We start from the raw sequence: 21,316 nt of genomic DNA on the forward strand, positions 1-21,316 counted from the left end.
GGGGCACGGAAGTTAACGGACCGCATGCACTTCGGGGAAGAAGCGTGACGTGATCCGGCGCCCGGTCTCGCCGGGTGAGAAAGCGACTGCTCAGTTCCCGTCCGCCGTCAGTGCCGCTGCGGGCGCTGGTCGGGGATGCCGTGGCCGGTGGAGGCCGCGGAGGAGGACGCCACGTCCTCCTCCGGACGGGCGGGTGAGCGCAGCGCGACCCCCGCGGAGAGGAGCAGCAGCGCGCCCAGCATCACGAACGGCGCGGCCACGCCCGCCAGTCCGGCCACCAGACCCGCCGCTGCGGGCGCGGCGACCTGGCCGAGGCGGTTGCCGGTCAGCCGCAGGGCGAGGGCGGTGGAGCGGGCGTCGTCGGGCGCCGCCTGGACGACGGTCGTCATGGACAGCGGCTGCCCGACGCCCAGGCAGAACCCGAGGACGGTGAGCATCGCGCCGAGCGCCCACACCGGCACCGGCAGCGCGATCCCGGCGCACAGCAACGCCGCGACGAGGCAGGTCAGAGCGAGCAGGAGGGTCCTGCCGAGGAGGCGCAGCAGCGGGGTGAGGACGAGACGGCAGGCGATGGTGGCCGCCGCGCGCAGGCTCAGCAGCAGGCCGACGACCGAGGGGGCGATGCCGTGGTGGTCGCCGACGACCGGCAGGTATGCGGTGAGGACGTCCGTGGCGGACAGCACGGCGAGGCTGATGAGGATGCCGGCCGGGACTCCGCGGGCGCGCAGGATGCGGTGCAGGGGGACGCGGGCGCCCGGCGCGTTACGGCGGTGCGTGGTCGTACGGCGTTCGATGCGCCACAGGGAGGTGAACGCGACCGCGGCACCCGCGCCCGCCGCCAGCAGGGCGAGCGCGCTGGTGGCCGCCCGGTCGGGGCCGTGGATCAGGGCGCCGGCGGCGATGGGACCCACGAGCTGGCCGAGGGAGGCGCCGATGGTGAAGTGGCCGAAGTTGCGGTCCCGTTCACGGGGCTCTGACCGGCGGGCCACGATCGACTGGGCGCCGATGACGAAGCACAGGTGGCCGAGGCCCATCACGCCGCTCCACGCGGCCATCGCCGTCAGGGAGCTCGCGGCACCGCTGAGCGCGCAGCCGCCGGAGATCAGGACCACGCCGGTCACCAGCAGGGGCATGCACCGCCCGTGGTCCGTTCGGCGGCCCAGCGGTACGGCGGCGAACAGCGGCAGCAGCGCGTATACGGCGGCGATGACACCGACCGCCCGGTCGTCCGCGCCGAGCGCGAGGGCCCGGTAGGAGACGGCGGGCCGGGCCATCGACACCGCCCCCTGCGCGAAGCCGAAGGCGATGACGAGGCGGAGCAGCCAGCCGCGGTTCCCACCGGGCCTCATGATCGCGTCCTCCCGTGGTGTCGGATGATCCGAATGTCAAAGAATCTGTATGTCGAAAAATCCGTATGTCGGTTGATCCGGATATACAGAGATTCGATGATCTGGATGTCGAATGATCGGGGTGTCAGATGATGCCGAAGAGGATGCCTGCCCCGAGGATCACGAGGGATGTCAGCGCGGCCCACTTCACGACGAACCGCGTGTGGTCGCCGAACTCGACCTTGGCCATGCCGACGAGGACGTAGACGGCGGGCACCAGCGGGCTGGACATGTGCAGCGGCTGGCCGACCAGCGAGGCGCGGGCGATCTCCAGGGTGGAGACACCGTGCGCCTGGCCCGCCTCGGCGAGCACCGGCAGGATGCCGAAGTAGAAGCCGTCGTTGGACATGAAGTACGTGAGCGGGATGCTCAGCACGCCGGTGACGAGGGCCATGTGCGGGCCCATGCCGTCGGGGACGTTGCCGACCAGCCACTCGGCCATGTGGTCGACCATGCCGGTGCCTTGCAGGACGCCGGTGAAGACGGCGGCGGCGAAGACCATGCCGGAGACGTTGAGGACGTTCTCGGCATGCGCGGCGATGCGGGCCTTCTGGTCGGGCATGTGCGGGAAGTTGACGGTGAGCGCGAGTGCGGCGCCGAGCAGGAACAGGACCGGGATCGGCAGCCACTCCATGATCATGGCGGTGAGCAGGGCCACCGTGAGCAGCGCGTTGAACCAGTACAGCCCGGGGCGCAGGGTGGGCCGGTCGGGGTCGAGGCCCTGGAAGCCCGCGCCGGCGGCGGGCTCGGGGGCGTCGGCATCCGTGCCGGAGCCGGAACCGCCCGTGGCCGTGCGTGCGCTGCCGGTGGCGCCGCCGGATCCGCCCGCCCCGACGAGGACCGTCTCGGCCTCCTGCGGCTCCAGCGCCTCGTCGAGCGTCAGCGTGCCGAGCCGCTTGCGCTCGCGGCGGCCGAGGACGTACGCGAGGGCCAGGACGCCCAGCAGTCCGACGGCGAGGGCCGGGATCATCGGGACGAAGACGTCGCCGGCGTCCACCTTCAGCGCGGTCGCGGCGCGGGCGGTGGGGCCGCCCCAGGGCAGGGTGTTCATCACGCCGTTGGCCATCGCGGCGACACCGGTCATCACGACCAGGCTCATCTTCAGGCGCTTGTACAGCGGGTACATCGCCGAGACCGTGATCATGAAGGTGGTCGAGCCGTCGCCGTCGAGGGAGACGATCGCGGCGAGGACCGCCGTGCCGACGACGATGCGGAGCGGGTCGGCCTTGCAGAAGCGCAGGATGCCCCGCACGATCGGGTCGAAGAGACCGACGTCGATCATCACACCGAAGTAGACGATCGCGAACATCAGCATCGCCGCGGTGGGGGCGAGGCTGGTTACGCCGTCGATGACGTAGTCGCCGAGTTTGGCGCCCTTGCCGACGAACACGCAGAACAGCGCGGGGATCAGCACGAGCGCCGCGATCGGCGACATCTTCTTCATCATGATCAGGACCAGGAAGGTCGCGATCATGACGAAGCCGAGGATGGTCAGCATGAGTGGATACCTAACGTTCGCCCTTGAACTGCCCCGCAGGGGCCGGGGTGGCGTTGACGTTAAGTCGCGTCAAGAACGGTTAACAAGACGTTGACGTGCGAGCAATAAGCGCAAAATTCCAGGTCAGCGTGGTGCGGAGAGCGGCGCCAGCTCGACGGGCACCCCGTTGAGCACCGCGTTGCCGGACAGCGGGTCGAGCAGACTGCCGTCGAGGAGCTGGTTGACGTTGACGCCGGGGTCGAGGGCGGCATGGCTCATCCGGGTGCCGGGCCGGTCGTGGCCCCAGCCGTGCGGGAGGCTGACCACGCCGGGCCGGATGCTGTCGGTGATCTCGACGGGCGCGGTGACCGCTCCTCCGGCCCCCTTGACCCGTACGGGCGCCCCGTCGACGAGCCCGAGCCGCTCGGCGTCCTCCGGGTGGCCGTGCAGGGTGCAGCGGTTGGAGCCGCCGGTGAGGGCGGGCACGTTGTGCAGCCAGCTGTTGTTGGACCGCAGATGACGCCGTCCGACGAGCACCAGCCCGTCGACGCGCTCGCTCAGGGCCTGCTTCAGGCGCGGAAGGTCGCCCGCGATCGGTCCCGGGAGCAGCTCCACCTTGCCGCTGACGGTCTTCAGCGGCTGCGGCAGGCGGGGCCGGAGCGGCCCGAGGTCGATGCCGTGCGGGTGGGCCAGCAGCTTCTGGAGGCCGAGCCCGTCGGGCCGGGCGCCGAACCCGTCGCCGTACGGGCCGAGGCGCAGCATCATGTCGAGGCGGCGCTCGGGGCCGCTCTCGCCGGTGAGCTGCGCGGCGAGCTCCTTCGGGTCGCGGGCGTGGACGGGTGAGTGGGACTCGGTGACGGCCTTGCCGAGGGTCTGGCCGATGACCAGGTCGTCGACGGCGGACGGGTCGGCGCCGTGCTTCCCCAAGCTCTCGGCTTCGCTCGAGCAGGGGAGACCCCAATCCGTCGCGGCGAGCACCAGTCGGGCGAGGATCTCGGTCTCGGCCATGCGGCCCGGTTCCAGGGGGACGGCGGCGCGGGTGTAGCGGACCTGGTTGCGTACGGCCAGGGTGTTGAAGGCGAAGTCGAAGTGCGGGGCCTGGGAGGGAGGGGGCGGCGGCAGCACGACGTGCGCGTGGCGCGAGGTCTCGTTGAGGTACGGGTCGACGCTGACCATGAAGTCGAGCGAGCCGAGCGCCTTGTCCAGGCGGTCGCCGTCCGGGGCGGAGAGCACCGGGTTCGCGGCGATCGCGATGACGGCGCGGACCGGGCTGCCCTCGTCGGTGGCGGTGTCGATCTCCTCGGCGAGCGCGGAGATGGGCAGCTCGCCCTTGGCCTCGGGGTGCCGGCGCACCCGTGAGTGCCAGCGGCCGAGCGCGAAGCCGCGGCCGGGCCCGGCGGGACGCGGTGTCCTGTCGGTGGCCGACAGCGGGAACAGGGCGCCGCCGGGCCGGTCGAGGTTGCCGGTGAGCACGTTGAGGACGTCGACGAGCCAACTGGCGAGGGTGCCGTGCGGGACGGTGCAACTGCCGATGCGGCCGTAGACGGCGGCGGTGGGCGCGGCGGCGAGCTCGCGGGCCAGGGCACGGATGGTGCCGGCGTCGACGTCGCAGGCCGCCGCCGCGGCCTCGGGGGTGAAGTCGCGTAGGGCCGCTGCCAGTTCGCCGACCCCCTGGACGTGCGGGGCGAGGTCTTTGAGGTCGACCAGACCCTCCTCGAACAGGACCTGTGCCATCGCGGCGAGCAGCAGCGCGTCGGTGCCGGGGCGGATCGCGACGTGCCGGTCGGCGAGCCGGGCGGTGCGGGTGCGGCGCGGGTCGACCACGGTGAGGGTGCCGCCGCGGGCCTTGAGCGCCTTGAGCCGGCCGGGGAAGTCGGGGGCGGTGCACAGACTGCCGTTGGACTCCAGGGGGTTGGCGCCCAGGAGCAGCAGGTGGTCGGTGCGGTCGAGGTCGGGGACGGGGATGGCGTTCGCGTCGCCGTACAGCAGCCCGCTCGAGACGTGCTTGGGCATCTGGTCCAGCGTGGAGGCCGTGAAGACGCTGTGGGTGCCGAGGCCGGCGAGCAGCACGGGCGGGTAGAGGCCGCCGGCCATCGTGTGCACATTGGGGTTGCCGAGGACGACACCGACGGCGTGCGGCCCGTACCGCTCGACGACCGGCCGCAGCCCCGCGGCGACGGCGTCGAACGCCTCCTCCCAGGTGGCTTCCCGCAACTCCCCGTCCCGGCGCACGAGCGGCCCGCGCAGCCGGTCCGGGTCGGAGTCGGCGGCCCCGAACGAGGCGCCCTTGGGGCAGACGAACCCCTTGCTGAACACGTCCTCCCGGTCGCCGCGCGCGCCGGTGACACGGGTGCCCTCGATGGTGAGCGTCAGCCCGCAGGTGGCCTCGCAGAGGGGGCAGATACGCAGGGCGGTGCGGGACACGGGTCCTCCCGGTGGGACGGCGACGGCGATGACGCACGGACGAGGTGAGCATACCGACCGGTATGCACGCTGGGGAGTCCTCCGACCGCACGGTGACGTCCACCACAGGCCCGAGGGCGAACGCTCTAGTCCAGGGCCCTGGCCAGGTAGGCCCGCAGCAGCTCCCGCATCTCCGCGATGATCTTCTCGTCTCCCCCCGGGGACACCCGGAAGGCCAGGTGGACCAGGGTGTCCGCGGTTTCCACCGCGATCAGCAGCGTACGGCGCAGGTCGTCGTCCGGTTCCCGGACGAGGTAGGCGGACAGCAGCTCGGTCAGGCGGTCGGCGACGCGGTGGTTGGGTTCGGCGTAGCGGGCGCCGACCGGGATCTGGTTGCCGAAGTCGACGAGGGAGAACCCGGGTGCCGTGCGCTTCATGTCCAGGTACTCGTCGAGCATGGCGTCCATGGCGGCGCGCCAGCCGCCCTCGCCCTCCGCCTCGGCCAGGCGGCGGGTGACGCGCTCGGTGTAGCGCTCCAGGTTGCGTTCGGCGAGGGCGTCGACCATGGCCCGCTTGTTGCCGAAGAAGCGGTAGACGGAGCCTATGGGAACACTCGCGCGCAGGGCCACGGCCCTGGTGCTGAGGGCGTCGTAACCGACCTCGTCGAGCAGGTCGGCGCACGCGTCGAGGATTCTGGTCAGTCGTTCGGCGCTACGGCGTTGAACGGGCGCGCGGCGCAGCGATGTCGCTTGGGGCACGGGCTTCATCATGCCTTTCCGCCGGGTGCGGGTGAACCTCGCCTTTGTGTACGGGAATCGGTGGTCGCTGCACTCATCGGGGGCGCGCGGCGTTCATCCCGTGCTCGCGGGGCTCGGTGACTTCCGCACCGTGGGCCACGGGCCCGGGCCCGGTGCCCGCTTCCCGCCGGACTCCGGGATCGTCTCGCCGGTCCAGGACGCCGGGCTTCCCGTCTCGCCGGTCGCGGACGCCGGGCTTCCCGTCTCGCCGGTCGCGGACGCCGGGCTCGGCGCGCCCTCCGCCCCCGACGCCGGGCTCGGCGCGCCCTCCGTCCCGGACGCCGTGATGTCCGCCGTGCTCTGCACCGGCTTGCCCTCCACCGCCCACACCGTCCGGTCGTCGGCGTAGAGCCGGGCCGTGACGTGGTGCGTGCCGCGCGGGACCAGCCGGCCGGGCAGGCGGTAGTCGGGGGTGCGCAGCCAGGTGAGGGCGTGGCCGTCCAGGTAGAGCCGGGCGGTACCGCGGCCCGCCACGGCCACGAGAGGCGCACCGGGAGGGGAGAAGCGGAAGTGACGGAACGTCAGCCGCACATCCCAGGTCCCACCGGAGGCCGGCTGCACCTCGATCGCCACCTCGGGCGCGCTCTTCTTGCCGATCTCACGGTAGTGCCGCCCTCCCTCGTCCGTGTTGTCCAGCACCTTGCCCACCGGGGAGGCCGACACCTCCCCCTCGCGCCCGTGCGCCTCGCCGGAGGCGCAGCCCGCCGAGCCGCCGAGCAGGGCACCCACCGCGAGCGCGACGAGCAGTCCACGCGTCCACGACATGCCGGAGAGCGTATTGCGCCCTCCGGACGGCCGGATCCCCCTGAAGTCGGGTTCTCGTGTCCCCCGCCGGTTGCACGCGACCTCCACCCGGCCCCCCCTCCGCTCCACCCCGCCTCCCCCTTGCGCACCGGTCCATCGAATCCTACGGTGATGCATAGGAATCGCGACGAGGGAGCGGTGATGAGCGGGGACGCGAGGAAGATCGCGGAGGGGCTGTCCTATCTCTCCGGTTTCGGCAACGAACACAGCTCGGAGGCGGTCCCCGGCGCCCTGCCCGAGGGCCGCAACTCGCCGCAGCGCGCCCCGCTCGGGCTGTACGCGGAGCAGTTGAGCGGTACGGCGTTCACCGAGCCGAGGGCGCACAACCGCCGGTCGTGGCTCTACCGGATCCGCCCCTCGGCGGCGCACCCCGCGTTCACCCGCACGGACAACGGCACGATCCGCACGGCCCCCTTCACCGAGACGGTGCCCGACCCGAACCGGCTGCGGTGGAACCCGCTGCCCGAGCCGCCGTCCGGGACCGACTTCCTGGCCGGCCTGTGGACCCTCGGCGGCAACGGCGACGCCACCCAGCGCACCGGCATGGCCGTGCACCTGTACCACGCCAACGCCTCCATGGAGCGGGTCTTCAGCGACGCGGACGGCGAACTGCTGATCGTCCCGGAGCGCGGCGGGCTGCTGCTGCACACCGAGTTCGGGATGGTGCACGCCGAGCCGGGACATGTGGCGCTGATTCCGCGTGGGGTGCGTTTCCGTGTGGAACTGCTGGATGAGTCAGCCCGCGGCTATGTGTGCGAGAACTACGGCGCACCCTTCCGCCTCCCCGACCTCGGCCCGATCGGCGCCAACGGCCTGGCCAACGCCCGGGACTTCAGGGCCCCGGTCGCCGCCTACGAGGACGTCGAGGGCCCGGTGGAGGTGGTGAACAAGTTCTGCGGCAACCTCTGGACGGCCACCTACGACCACTCACCGCTCGACGTCGTCGCCTGGCACGGCAACCATGTGCCGTACATCTACGACCTGCGCCGCTTCAATGTGCTCGGGACCATCTCGTACGACCACCCGGACCCCTCCATCTTCACGGTGCTCACCTCCCCGTCCGACACTCCCGGTCTGGCGGGCGTCGACTTCGTGGTCTTCGCGCCGCGCTGGCTGGTGGGCGAGGACACGTTCCGGCCGCCGTACTTCCACCGGAACGTGATGAGCGAGTACATGGGCCTGATCGAGGGCGCCTACGACGCGAAAGCGGAGGGCTTCGTGCCGGGCGGCGGCTCGCTGCACAACATGATGTCGGCGCACGGCCCGGACCGCGAGACGTTCGAGAGGGCGAGCGCGGCCGAGCTCGGGCCGCAGAAGATCGACGACGGACTGGCGTTCATGTTCGAGACGCGCTGGCCGGTGACCCTCACCCCGCAGGCCGCCCGGGCGGAGCACCTGCAACACGGGTACGACGACGTGTGGCAGGGCCTCGAACGCCACTTCCGCCCTCCCTTGCACTGAGGACTCCCTACCGGTACGGATGGCCCGTGACCTCCTTCGCCCCCGACTCGATCGTCCTGAACCGCAAGCTGCCGCTCTGGTACCAGGTGTCGCAGTCGCTGCGTGCCTCGATACTCGGCCGCGCGCCCGGGGATCCGCTGCGCCTGCCCACCGAGGAGCAGTTGGCGGGGCACTACGGGGTCAGCGTGCTGACCATGCGGCAGGCGCTGAAGGAACTGGAGGACGAGGGCCTCATCACGCGCCACCGCCGGCGCGGCACGTTCATCGAGCCCAGCGCGCAAAGGGGCGCCCCGGTGCGGCTGCTGGGCTCGGTGGACGCGATCGTCGCCCAGCAGTCCGGTATGACGACGGAACTGCTCGACCACGGCGGGCGCCCGGTGCCGGGCGAACTCGCCGAGCACTTCCCGGATCTGGCCGAGGTGGCGACGTACCACCGGCTGCGCAGCGACGAGAAGACGGGTGAGCCGACCAACCACGCCCGCAACTACGTACGTCCCGAACTGGCCGAGCGTATCGACCTGGACGACCTGGTGCGCTGGCCGATGACCAAGGTGCTGCGGGACGTCGTGGGCGCGGACATCAGCCGCATCACGGACACCGTGGAGGCCCGGCTCGCGGACCCGGAGACGGCCAGGCTCCTGCAAGTCCCGCTGCTCAGCCCGATCCTGCACTACACGGGGGTGACCTACGACGGGGACGGGCGCGCGCTGGACGTGGCCGTCATCCACTACCGGGGGGACCGTTTCTCCTTCACGGTCACTCTCGAGGCCACCTGACCACGTCGTACGATGCCCGGCGTGACGCACGACGACGCTCCGCTGCTCGCGGACCTCATGCCGTGGTCCGTCGCACCCCTGCGGCCGGGCCGCGCCTGGCCCTCGGCGCCCGACGCGGCGTCTCTCAGGGCACGCTGGGACGCCCTCGTGAAGGCCGAGGGCCCCGACCGGGAGGCGTTGTTCGAACCGACGCGCTCGCGCACGCTGTACTCGGCGGTCGGCCAGTTGCCGGGCCAGACGAGCGGCACGGAGAAGCTGTCGCGGGTGTCGGGGCCGTGCCCGGAGCCGGTCCGCGTGCTGTCCGCCCCGTTCGACGAGCAGTGGCTGATCCCCGACCACCGCCTGATCGACACGGCGCGGCCCGAGCTGTGGCGGGTGGCGGACGACCACCAGATCTTCGTCGTGGAGACGGCCACGGACTCCGGCGGCCCCCTCCTGCTGGCGACCTCGCTGCTGCCGCTGCTCCGCACGGGCCGCATCCACCCGCTGTACCGCCGCCCCGGCGCCGAGGAACCCAACCTGGCGCCCGGCCTGCTGGAGCACCTGGCGGCCCGCCTCGGCCTCTCCCCCGCCCCCGTGGACGTCCTGGCCTGGATCCTCGCGACGGTGCGGCCCGGCCTCACCGTCCCCCTCACGAGTGACCCCGACCTCTGGACGCGGGGCGTCGAACTGGGTCGCCGCATGCTGTGGCTGATGCGCCGCGACGGCGAGCGCCCCAAGCTGCCGGGCGGCCGCCGCCCCTACGTCCGCGCCCCGCTGCCACCGCGCCCGCTGACCGTCCGCTACGACCGCGACGAGGAGACCCTCCACCTCGACGAGGGCCGCATCTCCCCGGTGCCGCCGGAGGCCTGGGACTTCGAGGTGGCCGGGGTCCGGATCCTGGAGCAGTGGTTCACGGTCCGTACGGCGGAGGCCGAGCCCGGCGGCCTGGCCGCGATCCGCCCGGCGACCTGGCCGCAGACCTGGACGTCGGAGCTGCTGGAACTGATCACGGTCCTCGCCCTTCTCGCCGAAGCGGGGCCGCAGCAGGCGCAGTCGGGCGTGACGGCCCCCATCACGGCCACCGAACTGCGCGAGGCGGGACTGCTCCCGGTCCCGGAGACGGCACGCCGCCCGGCGTCCGTACTGGACCACCACGAGGAGGGCCCGGAGGGGCAGTTCGCGCTGATCTAGGCCCGGGCCGGGCAGCAGGCGCCGACCCAGGTCCGGCCGGCCGAAGACGCCGCCCCAGGCCCGCCCGGTCAAAGGCTCCGAGCCAGGCCCGGGGCGGGCAGCAGGCGCGCCGATCCAGGCTCTCACCGGCCGACAACGCCACCCCAGGCCCTGACCGGCCGAAGACGCCGCCCCAGGCCCTGACCGGCCGAAAACGCCGACCCGGACCCTGCCCGGCCGAAGACGCCGGTCTAGGACCGGGCCGGGTCGAAGGCGTCGAGGACCCTCCCCAGCGTCCGCTCGAACGCGGCTTCCAGATCGACGGGCCCGGAACCCTCCGCGAAGACCGCCGCCATCCGCGGGTACGCGCCGCTCGCCAACTGCGCGCCGAGGTAAGCGGTCCGCACCGCGTACTCCTGCTCCGCCGACCACGGCAGCGACCGGGTGCGTTCGGCGGTGGACAGCTCGGTCGCCGCGTGCATGGTCACCACGGCGTTGATCATCGCGATCAGTTCCAGCTTCGTGCCGGGGGACACCGCGACCGGGTCCAGGCAGGTCAGGCAGTGCTCGAGGTAGCGCAGGGCGTTGGGGCTGAACCCGTACACCGGGGACATCAGGCTCGGCAGCCAGGGGTGGCGGTGCATCAGCGCACGGGTCTGGTGGCCGACCCGCAGCATGTCCGCCCGCCAGTCCCCCGACGGCTCCCACAGCTCGTGCTCACCGCCCACGGCGTCCACCATCAGCTCGTACAGGTCCTCCTTGCGGGGGACGTAGTTGTACAGCGACATGGTTCCGCAGCCCAGCTCCGCGGCGACATGCCGCATGGAGACCGCGTCCAGCCCCCCGGCGTCCGCGATCCGCACCGCGGCGGCCGCGATGTCGGCCCGCGTGTACCCCGGCCTGGGCCCTCGGCCCGTGCGCTCGGGGCGCGCCCAGATCACTTCGGGTTCGGCCGCTCGGCCCGCCATCGGTCATCACCTCGACCACCATCCTAGTTACGTACAGCGTACGTAGTGCGCTATGGTCATCTCATGACTACTACGTACGCTGTACTTAGTGAGGGGCTGGAGAAGCGCTTCGGTGAGATCCATGCCGTGCGCGGACTGGATCTCGCGGTGGCCCAGGGCACGGTCTGCGGGCTGCTCGGCCCCAACGGCGCGGGCAAGACCACGGCCGTCCGGCTGCTGACCACCCTGCTGCGGCCGGACGCCGGGTCGGCCCGGGTCGCGGGCCACGATCTGCTGCGGGAGCCGGACGCCGTGCGCCGGCGGATCGCCGTGACCGGGCAGTACGCGTCGCTGGACAGCGACCTCACCGGGCGTCAGAACCTGCGGCTCTTCGCCCGGCTGCACCGGGTGCGGGGGCCGGCCGAGCGGGCCGGCGAGCTCCTGGAGCGCTTCGGCCTGACCGAGGCCGCCGACCGGCCCGTGTCCACGTACTCGGGCGGCATGCGGCGCCGCCTCGACCTGGCCGCGAGCCTGGTCCACCGCCCCGACGTGCTGTTCCTCGACGAGCCCACCACCGGGCTCGACCCCGCAGGCCGCAACCGGATCTGGGAGGCCGTGCGCGCCCTGAAGGAGCAGGGCACGACCGTGCTGCTGACCACCCAGTACCTGGAGGAGGCCGACCGACTGGCCGACGACATCGCCCTGGTGGACCGGGGCCGGATCGCGCACACCGGCTCGCCCGCCCACCTCAAGGCGCTCATCGGCTCCTACGCCGAGGTGGTCGTCGCCCACGGGGACGACCTGACGAAGGCCGCCGGCGTCCTCGACCATCTCACCGGCGGGGAGCCGTCGTTCGACCACGACCGGGGCGCCGTCGGCGCGGTCACCACCGACCCCACCCTCACCCTTCCGCGCCTCGTGCGCGAACTCGACGCGGCGGGCGTGCCGCTGCTCGACGCGAGTCTGCGCCCGCCGACTCTGGACGACGTCTTCCTCCGTCTCACGGCCGGCAAGGAGCTGGTGGCATGACCGCGATGGTGTACGACGGCACCGCGATGGTGGGCAGGCAGCTCCGCCGTGTGCGGAACAACCCGGGGCTCGCGATCCTCACCCAGACGATGCCGATCACGATGCTGCTGTTCTTCGGGTACGTCTTCGGCAGCGCCCTGGCGATGCCCGGCGCGCGGTACCGGAGCTTCCTGGTGCCCGGGCTGCTGGTGGCGACCGCCGCGGGCGGGGTCATGACCGGGATGTTCCAGGCGGCCCACGACTCCCACCGGGGCGTGATGGACCGCTTCCGCACGCTGCCGGTCAGCCGGGCCGCCGTGCCGGTCGCGCAGGCGGTGGCCGACCTCGTCGTCACGGCCGCCGGGACGGTTCCGCTGCTGCTGGTGGGGCTCGCCGTGGGCTGGCGGATCGAGGGGTCGGCGGCGCAGGCGCTGGGCGGAGTGGGCCTGCTGCTGCTCTTCCGCTTCGCGTCGACCTGGGTCGGGATCTTCCTGGGGCTGCTCACCCGGAGCGAGGAGGCGGCCGGGCAGCTCGGCGGCGCGACCTTCGTCCTGCCGCTGCTGTCCAACGCCTACATCCCCACGGACAACCTGACCGGCTGGCTGCGCACCCTCGCCGAATGGAACCCGATCAGCGCGGTGACCACCGCCCTGCGGGACCTCTTCGGGAACGCCCCCGTCCCGCACGGCGCCGCCTGGCCGGTGGCGCATCCCGTCGCCGGAGCGCTGGCCTGGTGCGCGGTGCTCATCGCGGTGTTCGCCCCGCTCGCCGTCCGCCGGTACGCGCGGCCCCGGTGACGGCCTGCTGACAAGGCGGCCGCTCAGGGGTCATGATCCGGCTCATGGATCAGCTCCCGCTGCCCCTGGAGGGCATCACCGTCGTCGCCGTCGAACAGGCCGTCTCGGCGCCTTTCGCGACCCGCCAGCTCGCCGATCTGGGGGCTCGGGTCGTCAAGGTCGAGCGGGTCGACGGCGGCGACTTCGCGCGCGGCTACGACACCGCGGCACGTGGCCTCGCCTCGCACTTCGTGTGGTGCAACCGCGGCAAGGAGTCGATCGCGCTCGACCTGAAGGACCCGCGCGGGCTGGAGGTCGTACGGCGGCTGATCGCGGACGCGGACGTGTTCGTGCAGAACCTCGCGAACGGGGCCGCGGCCCGGCTCGGCCTGGACGCGGCCACGCTGTGCGCCGCGCATCCGCGGCTGGTCGCCGTGGACATCTCGGGGTACGGGGCGTCGGGGCCGTACGCGGACAAGCGGGCCTACGACATGCTGGTCCAGTGCGAGGCGGGACTGGTGTCGGTGACCGGGACGCCGGAGCAGCCGGTCAAGGCGGGGATCCCGGCGGCCGACATCGCGGCGGCCATGTACGCGTTCTCGGGGGTGCTCGCGGCACTCGTGCGGCGGGGCGCCACCGGGCGCGGCGGGCCGGTGGAGGTCTCGATGCTGGAGGCGCTGGCGGAGTGGATGGGGCATCCGCTGCACCACGCGATGCACGACGGCACTCCCCCGGCGCGTACCGGCCTCGCGCACGCCGTCATCGCACCCTACGACGCCTACCCGACGGCCGACGGCGGGCGCGTGCTGCTGTCCGTGCAGAACGACCGGGAGTGGCGACGACTCGCCGAACAGGTGCTCGGACAGCCGGAACTGGCGGACGATCCGGCGTACGCCACGAACGCGGCGCGGGTCGCCCACCGGGACCGCACGGACGCGCTCGTCGGCAAGGCGCTGGGCACGCTGGACGCCGACGAGGCGATGGCCCGGCTGGAGGACGCGGGCATCGCCTGCGCTCGTCTGAGGGACGTGTACGAGGTCGCGGAGCACCCGCAGTTGGCGGCCCGGGAGCGGTGGCGGGAGGTGGGGACGCCGGTGGGGCCACTGCGGGCACTGCTGCCGCCGATCACGCTGCCGGGCGGTGCGGAGGCGCGGATGGGGGGCGTGCCCGCGCTCGGGGAACACACCGAGGCGCTGCTGCGTGCCGTGGGGATGACGGACGCCGAGATCGCAGCGCTGCGCCGGGACGGTGTGGCGGCCTGAGCGCGGGCCCTGGAGGAACGCGGGTGACGCTCAGCGCCCGCCGAACAGCGAGCGACGCAGCCGGCGCAGTGGCGCGAAGAGCGAGACACCGCTCATGCGTCCGCCCCTGCTGCTCCGGCCGTGCGCGGCGTCACGCGCGGTGAGCTCACGCATCAGCGAGGTCGCCTCGGCCGTCTCGCGCTGCGGGACGGCGGGGCCGGCCAGCACCGAGAGATGGCGGTCGAGGCGCGAACTGGTCGCGCTGCTCCCGCAGGTGATCGCAGGGACCCTGGCCCTGCTGCGCACTGTTATCTGTTCCATGTCACTCCCCACCCGTACGAGTCCACCCGGCCCGGGCAGAGTAACCCTATCGCTCTCTCGTGGCACTCGTGTATCGCGACCACAGGATTCACCTTCCCCGTAAGGGCGTTGACGAATCGTTGACGGCTACTCTCCGAAACCGATGGAGTGCAGGGCGAGTTGGGCGACGGGCCGGGTGGTCGGCTGAGGCGATCCCCCGTCGGGTTCGACGGTCACGGCGAGTGACGTCGTCGAGCGGGTCAGACCGCTTGCGACCAGGGGCGTGTCGCCGCGGAAGAGCCCGAGCGAGCGCGGTGGCACGCCCGGGCGCATCAGCCAGAGCTGGTGCACGCGGCCGCTCGGCGGTGCGCCCAGTCCGCGGAGGGTGACGACGGCGCGCCCCTCGGATGCGGAGGCAATCACTCCGATTCCTCGCCCGCCGGAGTCCCGGTCGCTGGTCGCACGCGCGTCCGGGGCGGCGAGAACGTGGGCGATCTCACGTGCCTGGGCGCGCTCGGCGTCGAGCCGGTCCTGGGTCCGCGTGGCCTGCACGGCGAAGAGCGCGGCGACGACGAGGGCCGCCGCGGCCGTGGCGGTGGCCAGCGGGGCGAACAGGGGGCGCACCCGAGGCGCACGGGTGCGCGGCGGCGGTGGCGCCACGCCCCAGACGTGCGGCGGCAGATGGGGTTCGTGGGCGCGGGACGCCCCCTGCGCGGGCGCGGGGTCCTGCGGGGTGTTCCGTACGGCGGTCAGCACCCGGTCGCGCAGACCGGGCGGGGCCAGGGCCGTGGTCGACCAGGCGAGCCGCACCGCGTCCTCGGACAGGTCCCGCACCTCGGCGGCGCAGCGGTCACAGCCCTTCAGATGCCTCTCGAAGCGGACGCGTTCGGCGGGCTCGAGGGCGTCCAGGGCATAGGGCGCGGCCAGGGAGTGCAGGTCCTCGCGGCGCAGCAGTCGGCCGAGGATGCTCATGCGACCCCTCCCAGGCACTGGCGCAGCCGGGTGAGTCCGTCGCGCATCCGCGTCTTGACCGTGCCGAGCGGCAGCGAGAGCCGCTCGGCCACCTCACGGTACGTGTAACCGTCGTAGTAGGCGAGCGTGACCGACTGGCGTTGCAGGGCGGTGAGGCGGCCCAGGCAGCGGCGCACCCATTCGCGCTCCAGGCCGGCCTCCACCTCCTCGGCGACCTGGTCGAAGGCGGGGTGGTGGGCGCGCCGGGCCTCGCGCTGCTCGCGTTCGCCGGCCGCGCGGGCGCTGCGCACCCGGTCGACGGCGCGGCGGTGGGCGAGAGTGAGGATCCAGGACAGGGCGCTACCGCGGCGAGGGTCGAACCTGGGGGCCGAGCGCCAGAGTTCGAGCAGCACCTCCTGCGCCACCTCCTCCGACTGCGCCGGATCCCGTACGACCCTGCGGACCAGGCCGAACACCGGCCCGGACACCAGCCCGTACAGGTCCTCGAAGGCCTTCTGGTCGCCTTCTGCCACGAGCACCAGAAGCTGGTCCGCCTCCACCGGTACCCCCCTCACCGACGCCGTGCACGGCATGTTCGCTCCACTGGGCATTCGCTGCTCACGCCTTCAGATGGGATACGGATCAGAGAGGCCGAAACGCGGGTCGAGCAGGCGGAAAAAGTTTTTTCAGGTTCGACCAAGACACTCGGCCGACCGCTCCGTATCCCTCTGCGTCAGGCAAGTTGGCACTGAGGACGGACGGCATGACACCTATCTCCAGGAGCGGCGTGAGTCGCAGGGGCATCGCGAGTCTCATCTGTGGTGCGCTGGCCGCGGGCGGACTCGCGGCCGCCGGCGTGACCGCGCTGGAACCGGGGGCGGCCTCCGCCTCCTCCCACCGGGAGGCCCCCCTGATCTCGGGGCAGCCGCAGTACGACAACACCGACCTGTACGCGTTCGTCAGCCCGGACAAGCCGGACACGACGACGATCATCGCGAACTTCGTCCCGTTCGAGGAGCCGGCGGGCGGCCCGAACTTCTACACGTTCGCGGACGACGCGCAGTACGACCTCCACATCGACACCAACGGTGACGCGCAGGACGACCTGGTCTTCCGTTACACCTTCAAGACCCATCGGAAGAACGGCAACACCTTCCTGTACAACACGGGTCCGGTGAAGAGCCTCGACGACCCGAACCTGAACATCACGCAGACGTACGACATCGACCTGCTCAAGCTGCGCAAGCAGAAGGTCGTCTACCGGACGAGGATCGCGGACGACGTTCCGGCGGCCCCGTCGAACGTCGGCAAGGCGTCGATGCCGGACTACGGCAAGCTGCGCGACCAGGCGGTGCACAAGCTCGCGGGCGGCGCGACCACGTTCGCCGGGCAGGCGGCCGACCCGTTCTTCGCCGACCTGCGGGTGTTCGACCTGTTGTACGGCGGGAACCTCTCGGAGGTCGGCAACAACACGCTCAAGGGATACAACGTCAACTCCCTCGCCCTGCAGGTGCCCAACGACCTGATCACCGAGTCGAAGCACCAGCCGATCGTCGGCATCTGGTCGACGGTCCAGCGCAGGGACGCGCGGGGCTACTACACGCAGGTCTCCCGGCTGGGCAACCCCCTGGTGAACGAGGTCGTCAACCCGCAGAAGGACAAGGACAAGTTCAACGCCTCCTCGCCCTACGACGACGCCCAGTTCCTGAAGAACGTCACGAACCCTGAGCTGCCGAAGCTGATCGAGCAGATCTACAAGATCAAGGCGCCGTCGGAGCCGCGCAACGACCTGGTGGACGTGTTCCTGAAGGGCGTGAAGGGCCTCAACCAGCCGCCGTACGTGCGGCCGTCGGAGGAGCTGCGCCTGAACACCTCGATCAAGCCGAGCGCCCACCCGAAGCGGCTGGGCGTGCTGGACGGCGACAACGCGGGCTTCCCGAACGGGCGTCGGCTCACCGACGACGTGATCGACGAGGCACTGCAGGTCGTGGAGGGCTTCCTGGTCGGCCAGAAGACGGGCCTGAGCGACGGGGTCGACGCGAGCGACGGGAAATTCGGGGCCTCCTTCCCGTACCTGGCCGAGCCGAACTCCGGGTCGCGCGGTCCACTGGCGAAGGGCAACGGCAACGACGTGCGCAGCCAACTGGCCGACGGGCTGATGCCGACGGGCTCGAGCGGCTCGGACACCACCCTCATCGCGGCGTCCGCCGCCGGCGGTGTCGCGGGCGTCCTGCTGATCGGCACGGCCGTGATGTGGTGGCGCCGCCGCACCCGCTACCGCGCGTACTGACGGCCCCCGGCCGTCCCCGAACCGGCGCGGCCCGTCCTTCCCCGTCCCCCACGGCACGGGCCGCGCCACCCCGTTTTCCGCCCAGCAGATCGAGGAGAGGGCATGTCCCCGCGTACGAACGACAACGCGCCGGATACCGGCCACGGCGACCCCGAGCGGGACGCCCCCGGGAGTCCGGCGCTCCGCGCCGCGGAGACCGGGCCCGAGAAGGCCGTCCGGGAGGCCTGGGAGCGCGCCTTCGGCGCGGAGGCCGACGACACGGGCGGGGCTCCGGTCCCGGCGGCCGGCTCCGCCCGGGACGACGACGCTCCGGACACCGCGCCGGGCGCGCCGGAGTCCGACGAGGCGGCCTGCGGGGCTCCGACGGCGCGCGAGGGGCGCGTGTCCGACCCCGGAGACGACGAGGCCTCCGGCGAGCGGGCGGCCACACCGGGCACGGTGCCGGCGACGGAGGACGGCTCCGGCCCCGGCGACACCCCGACCGGCACAGCGGACCGCGGGGACCCCGCGACGGAGCCGACACCGGAGGAGCCCGCGTCCGCCGAGACGCGCGACGAGGGGCGGGCAACGCCTCCCCGACCGGCCGGCGGACCGCAGACGTCCGAGACGCGGGCTTTGCCGTCCCCCGGGGCCGCCGACGAGCGGGTCGCCGCCCTGCGGCGGGTCTCCGCGGCCGGGCGGCGGTGGCGGGGCGTGCAGCTCGCCGTCTGTGCCGCCTCCCTGGCCGTCGCGCTCACCGCCGGGGCCGTGGTCGTCGGGGCCCTGCGGGACAGCGGTGCGGCGCCCGTCGCCTCGACGCCCGGCGGGGTGTCGCCCGAACTCCTGGCCGGCGGCGACCTCGACAGCAGCATCCGGGCGCTGCAGGCTCACCTCCGCGCCCAGCCCCGGGACTACGGAAGCTGGGCCACCCTCGGCCTCGCCTACGTCGAACAGGCCCGGACCAAGGGCGACCCCTCCCGCTATCCGCAGGCCCAACGCGTGCTGGAGCGTTCGCTGCGGGTCCGTCCCGGCAACGACGCCGCACTCGCCGGACGCGCCGCACTCGCCGCCGCCCGCCACGACTTCGCCGGTGCCCTGGACTACGCGGACCAGGCCCTGAAGCAGAACCCGTACAGCGAACGCGCCCTGTGCTCCCGCATCGACGCCCTCGTCGAACTCGGTCGCTACGCCGACGCCTCCGAGGCCGCCGACCTGGCCGACTCCCGCCACCCGGGCGTTCCCGTCTTCACCCGCTACGCCTACGTGCACGAACTGCGCGGCGACGTGGGCACCGCCCGCCGCGTCCTGGAGCAGGCCCTGGCCACGGCCACCTCCCGCGGCGACATCGCGTACGTCGCCACCGCGCTCGGTCAGCTCGCCTGGAACCAGGGCCAGTACCCGACCGCCCTCGACTTCTACGCCCGCGCCCTCGCCGCCGACGACACCTACCTCCCCGCCCTCGAGGGCCGCGCCCGCGCCCAGGCCGCCCAGGGCGACACCGCCGACGCCGTCCGCGGCATGGAGCAGGTGGTCGAGCGGTATCCGCTGCCCCAGCCCCTCGTGGAGCTGGGAGAGCTGTACGAGGCGCGCGGCGGGTCCGGCGACCCGGCCAAGGCCCGCGACCAGTACGCCCTCGTCGACGCCTGGGTCTCCCTGGCCCGCGCCAACGGCGTCAACGCCGACCTCGACACCGCTCTCGCCGCCGCCGACCATGGCGACCGCACGGCCGCGCTGAAGGCGGCCCGCGCCGAGTGGGCGCGCCGCCACACCGTGCACACCGCCGACGCCCTCGCCTGGGCACTGCACGTCAACGGCCGCGACCAGGAAGCCCTCCCCTACGCCCGCCAGGCGACGGCCACCGGCTACCGCAACGCGGCCTTCCTCTACCACCGCGGCATGATCGAGCGTGCCACCGGCCACACCGACCAGGCCCGCGACCTGCTCACGGCCGCGCTGAAGCTCAACCCCGGCTTCTCCCCGCTGGGCGCCCGCGAGGCCCGCAAGGCCCTGGAGGCGATGCGGTGAACACCCGTCGCATCGCCGCCTCGGGCGCCGCCGTCCTCACGGCCCTCTGCGCGCTCGTCCTCGGCCCCGCCACCGCCGCGAGCGCCCACCCGCTCGGCAACTTCACCGTCAACCGCTACGACGGCCTGGTCGCCGCGCCCGGCCGGCTACGCGTCGACCACGTCGAGGACCTCGCCGAGATCCCCGCCACCCAGGCCAAGCCCGACATCACCCGGCTCGGCCTCACCGCATGGGCCCGTCAGCGCTGCGCGAAGGCCGCCGAGGGCAGCAGGCTCACCGTCGGCGGGCACCCGGTGCCGCTGACCGTCCGCACCAGCCGTGCGCAACCGCGGCCCGGGCAGGCGGGGCTCGACACCCTGCGCGTGGAGTGCCGGCTGACCGCACCGCTGCCCGCGGGCGACAGCCTCACGGTCGTTTTCCACAGCGCGGGCGACACGACCGGGCCCGGCTGGCGGGAGATCACCGCACGCGGCGACCGTATGACGCTGACCGGGTCCGACGTGCCGAAGACGTCCGTGTCCCACGAACTGACCAGCTATCCCAAGGAGTTGCTCTCCTCGCCGGCCGACACCGTCAAGGCCTCGCTCCGGGTGCGCCCCGGAGGCCCCGCCCTGGCCGACGACCGAGGGGACGCGCCCGCCGCCTCCATCCTGCCGCGCGGCGCCGACCGCTGGACCCGGGCGCTGGACAACCTGGTCGCCCGTCACCACCTCACGCTCGGTTTCGCCGCGCTCGCCCTGGTCGTCGCCATCGGCCTCGGCGCGATGCACGCCCTCGCTCCGGGCCACGGCAAGACCCTGATGGCGGCGACGGCGGCCGCCCGCGGGGGCCGGGCCAGGCTCCGGGACGTGCTTCCCCTGGCCGCGTCGGTGACGGTCACCCACACCCTGGGCGTGGTCGCCCTGGGTCTGCTGGTCACGGCCGGCTCGGCCGCGACACCGTCGGTGATCGCCTGGCTGGGCATGGCGAGCGGCGTACTCGTCACGTTCGCGGGCGCGTCCCTCGTACGCCGCGCCTGGCGCAACCGAGGCCATACCCACGGGCACGGGCACGGCCACCCGCACGGCCATGGGCAGCCGCATGCGCACGGCCACGACCACCCGCACGAGCACGAGCACGAGCACGAACATCACGCCCACGGTCACGAACACACCCACACCCACGGCGGCGTCCCCCACACCCACCCCACCGCCCCCACCGTCCGCGGCACGATCCTCCTCGGCTTCGCCGGCGGGCTGGTGCCCAGTCCCTCCGCCGTGGTCGTCCTCGTCGGTGCCGCCGCGCTCGGCCAGGCCTGGTTCGGGCTGCTGCTCGTCGTCGCGTACGGCGTCGGGCTCGCCCTGACGCTGACCGCGGCCGGTGTCGCCGTGGTCAAGCTGGGCAGCGGGATGAACCGCCTCCTGGACCGGCGCCCGCGCTGGACCCAGAACCCGGCGGCCGCCCTGGTGCGCAGGACCGCACCCCTCGGATCCGCCTTCGTGGTCCTCGCTCTGGGCGCCGGACTGGTGTTCAAGGGGGCGGCATCCGCACTCGGTTGAGCT

18 protein-coding genes are annotated in these 21,316 nt (G+C 73.0%); 9 read left to right on the forward strand and 9 right to left on the reverse strand.

The window, feature by feature from the left end; translation table 11 throughout:
* Window positions 1–107: 107 nt before the first annotated feature.
* From ACZ4SW_RS09745 to ACZ4SW_RS09765, 5 genes are all read right to left on the reverse strand, one after another.
* Window positions 108–1,349, reverse strand: coding sequence for an MFS transporter (locus ACZ4SW_RS09745; RefSeq protein WP_468240218.1), 1,242 nt, complete (start codon window positions 1,347–1,349; stop codon window positions 108–110).
* A 124-nt stretch (window positions 1,350–1,473) separates the two neighbouring features.
* Window positions 1,474–2,886 (reverse strand): CitMHS family transporter, encoded by a 1,413-nt coding sequence (locus tag ACZ4SW_RS09750; RefSeq protein ID WP_468240221.1) that lies wholly within the window; start codon window positions 2,884–2,886, stop codon window positions 1,474–1,476.
* A 123-nt stretch (window positions 2,887–3,009) separates the two neighbouring features.
* Window positions 3,010–5,289, reverse strand: a complete 2,280-nt coding sequence (locus ACZ4SW_RS09755; RefSeq protein ID WP_468240223.1) for a molybdopterin oxidoreductase family protein — start codon at window positions 5,287–5,289, stop codon at window positions 3,010–3,012.
* A 125-nt stretch (window positions 5,290–5,414) separates the two neighbouring features.
* Entirely contained in the window at window positions 5,415–6,035 is a 621-nt protein-coding gene (locus ACZ4SW_RS09760; RefSeq protein ID WP_468240348.1) for a TetR/AcrR family transcriptional regulator, read from the reverse strand.
* 84 nt (window positions 6,036–6,119) lie between these two features.
* Window positions 6,120–6,830 (reverse strand): nuclear transport factor 2 family protein, encoded by a 711-nt coding sequence (locus ACZ4SW_RS09765; RefSeq protein WP_468240225.1) that lies wholly within the window; start codon window positions 6,828–6,830, stop codon window positions 6,120–6,122.
* A gap of 180 nt (window positions 6,831–7,010) precedes the next feature.
* On the opposite strand from ACZ4SW_RS09765, the gene hmgA reads away from it, so the two are divergent.
* The 3 genes from hmgA to ACZ4SW_RS09780 are packed head-to-tail and all read left to right on the forward strand — an operon-like array spanning window position 7,011 to window position 10,279.
* Window positions 7,011–8,330: a homogentisate 1,2-dioxygenase gene (hmgA, locus tag ACZ4SW_RS09770; RefSeq protein ID WP_468240228.1), complete on the forward strand. Its 1,320-nt coding sequence runs from the start codon at window positions 7,011–7,013 to the stop codon at window positions 8,328–8,330.
* 26 nt (window positions 8,331–8,356) lie between these two features.
* Entirely contained in the window at window positions 8,357–9,106 is a 750-nt protein-coding gene (locus tag ACZ4SW_RS09775; RefSeq protein WP_468240230.1) for a GntR family transcriptional regulator, read from the forward strand.
* A 12-nt stretch (window positions 9,107–9,118) separates the two neighbouring features.
* Window positions 9,119–10,279: a type ISP restriction/modification enzyme gene (locus tag ACZ4SW_RS09780; RefSeq protein WP_468240233.1), complete on the forward strand. Its 1,161-nt coding sequence runs from the start codon at window positions 9,119–9,121 to the stop codon at window positions 10,277–10,279.
* Between the two features lie 230 nt (window positions 10,280–10,509).
* Here the strand turns inward: ACZ4SW_RS09780 and ACZ4SW_RS09785 are convergent, their stop codons facing one another.
* Window positions 10,510–11,226 carry a TetR/AcrR family transcriptional regulator C-terminal domain-containing protein gene (locus tag ACZ4SW_RS09785; protein WP_468240236.1) on the reverse strand — a complete coding sequence of 239 codons (717 nt, stop codon included), beginning with the start codon at window positions 11,224–11,226 and terminating at the stop codon, window positions 10,510–10,512.
* A gap of 63 nt (window positions 11,227–11,289) precedes the next feature.
* Between ACZ4SW_RS09785 and ACZ4SW_RS09790 the strand changes: the two genes are divergently transcribed.
* From ACZ4SW_RS09790 to ACZ4SW_RS09800, 3 genes are read left to right on the forward strand one after another with little or no spacing between them, the layout of a single operon-like run.
* Window positions 11,290–12,234: an ATP-binding cassette domain-containing protein gene (locus ACZ4SW_RS09790; protein WP_468240239.1), complete on the forward strand. Its 945-nt coding sequence runs from the start codon at window positions 11,290–11,292 to the stop codon at window positions 12,232–12,234.
* Complete coding sequence (locus ACZ4SW_RS09795) at window positions 12,231–13,010, forward strand: ABC transporter permease (protein ID WP_468240242.1); 780 nt, start codon at window positions 12,231–12,233, stop codon at window positions 13,008–13,010. Before ACZ4SW_RS09790 ends, ACZ4SW_RS09795 begins: the two co-directional genes overlap by 4 nt.
* Window positions 13,011–13,054: 44 nt before the next feature.
* Window positions 13,055–14,251 carry a CaiB/BaiF CoA transferase family protein gene (locus ACZ4SW_RS09800; protein ID WP_468240244.1) on the forward strand — a complete coding sequence of 399 codons (1,197 nt, stop codon included), beginning with the start codon at window positions 13,055–13,057 and terminating at the stop codon, window positions 14,249–14,251.
* Window positions 14,252–14,281: 30 nt separating this feature from the next.
* On the opposite strand, the gene ACZ4SW_RS09805 is transcribed toward ACZ4SW_RS09800, so the two are convergent.
* The 3 genes from ACZ4SW_RS09805 to ACZ4SW_RS09815 form a co-directional block, all read right to left on the reverse strand.
* Complete coding sequence (locus tag ACZ4SW_RS09805; protein ID WP_468240246.1) at window positions 14,282–14,551, reverse strand: hypothetical protein; 270 nt, start codon at window positions 14,549–14,551, stop codon at window positions 14,282–14,284.
* Between the two features lie 126 nt (window positions 14,552–14,677).
* Window positions 14,678–15,502, reverse strand: a complete 825-nt coding sequence (locus ACZ4SW_RS09810) for an anti-sigma factor (RefSeq protein ID WP_468240249.1) — start codon at window positions 15,500–15,502, stop codon at window positions 14,678–14,680.
* Window positions 15,499–16,041 (reverse strand): sigma-70 family RNA polymerase sigma factor, encoded by a 543-nt coding sequence (locus ACZ4SW_RS09815; protein WP_468240350.1) that lies wholly within the window; start codon window positions 16,039–16,041, stop codon window positions 15,499–15,501. Before ACZ4SW_RS09815 ends, ACZ4SW_RS09810 begins: the two co-directional genes overlap by 4 nt.
* Before the next feature lie 203 nt (window positions 16,042–16,244).
* Here ACZ4SW_RS09815 and ACZ4SW_RS09820 point away from each other — a divergent pair, with 203 nt between their 5' ends.
* From ACZ4SW_RS09820 to ACZ4SW_RS09830, 3 genes are all read left to right on the forward strand, one after another.
* Window positions 16,245–17,771: a DUF4331 domain-containing protein gene (locus tag ACZ4SW_RS09820; protein WP_468240251.1), complete on the forward strand. Its 1,527-nt coding sequence runs from the start codon at window positions 16,245–16,247 to the stop codon at window positions 17,769–17,771.
* A gap of 102 nt (window positions 17,772–17,873) precedes the next feature.
* Window positions 17,874–19,775: a tetratricopeptide repeat protein gene (locus ACZ4SW_RS09825; protein ID WP_468240253.1), complete on the forward strand. Its 1,902-nt coding sequence runs from the start codon at window positions 17,874–17,876 to the stop codon at window positions 19,773–19,775.
* The gene (locus tag ACZ4SW_RS09830; protein ID WP_468240256.1) at window positions 19,772–21,313 is read left to right on the forward strand and encodes a HoxN/HupN/NixA family nickel/cobalt transporter; all 1,542 of its coding nucleotides are present in this window, start codon (window positions 19,772–19,774) and stop codon (window positions 21,311–21,313) included. The genes ACZ4SW_RS09825 and ACZ4SW_RS09830 overlap by 4 nt, the downstream gene beginning before the upstream one ends.
* Window positions 21,314–21,316: the final 3 nt, after the last annotated feature.

It is taken from the genome of Streptomyces sp. NPDC028331 (assembly GCF_055565775.1).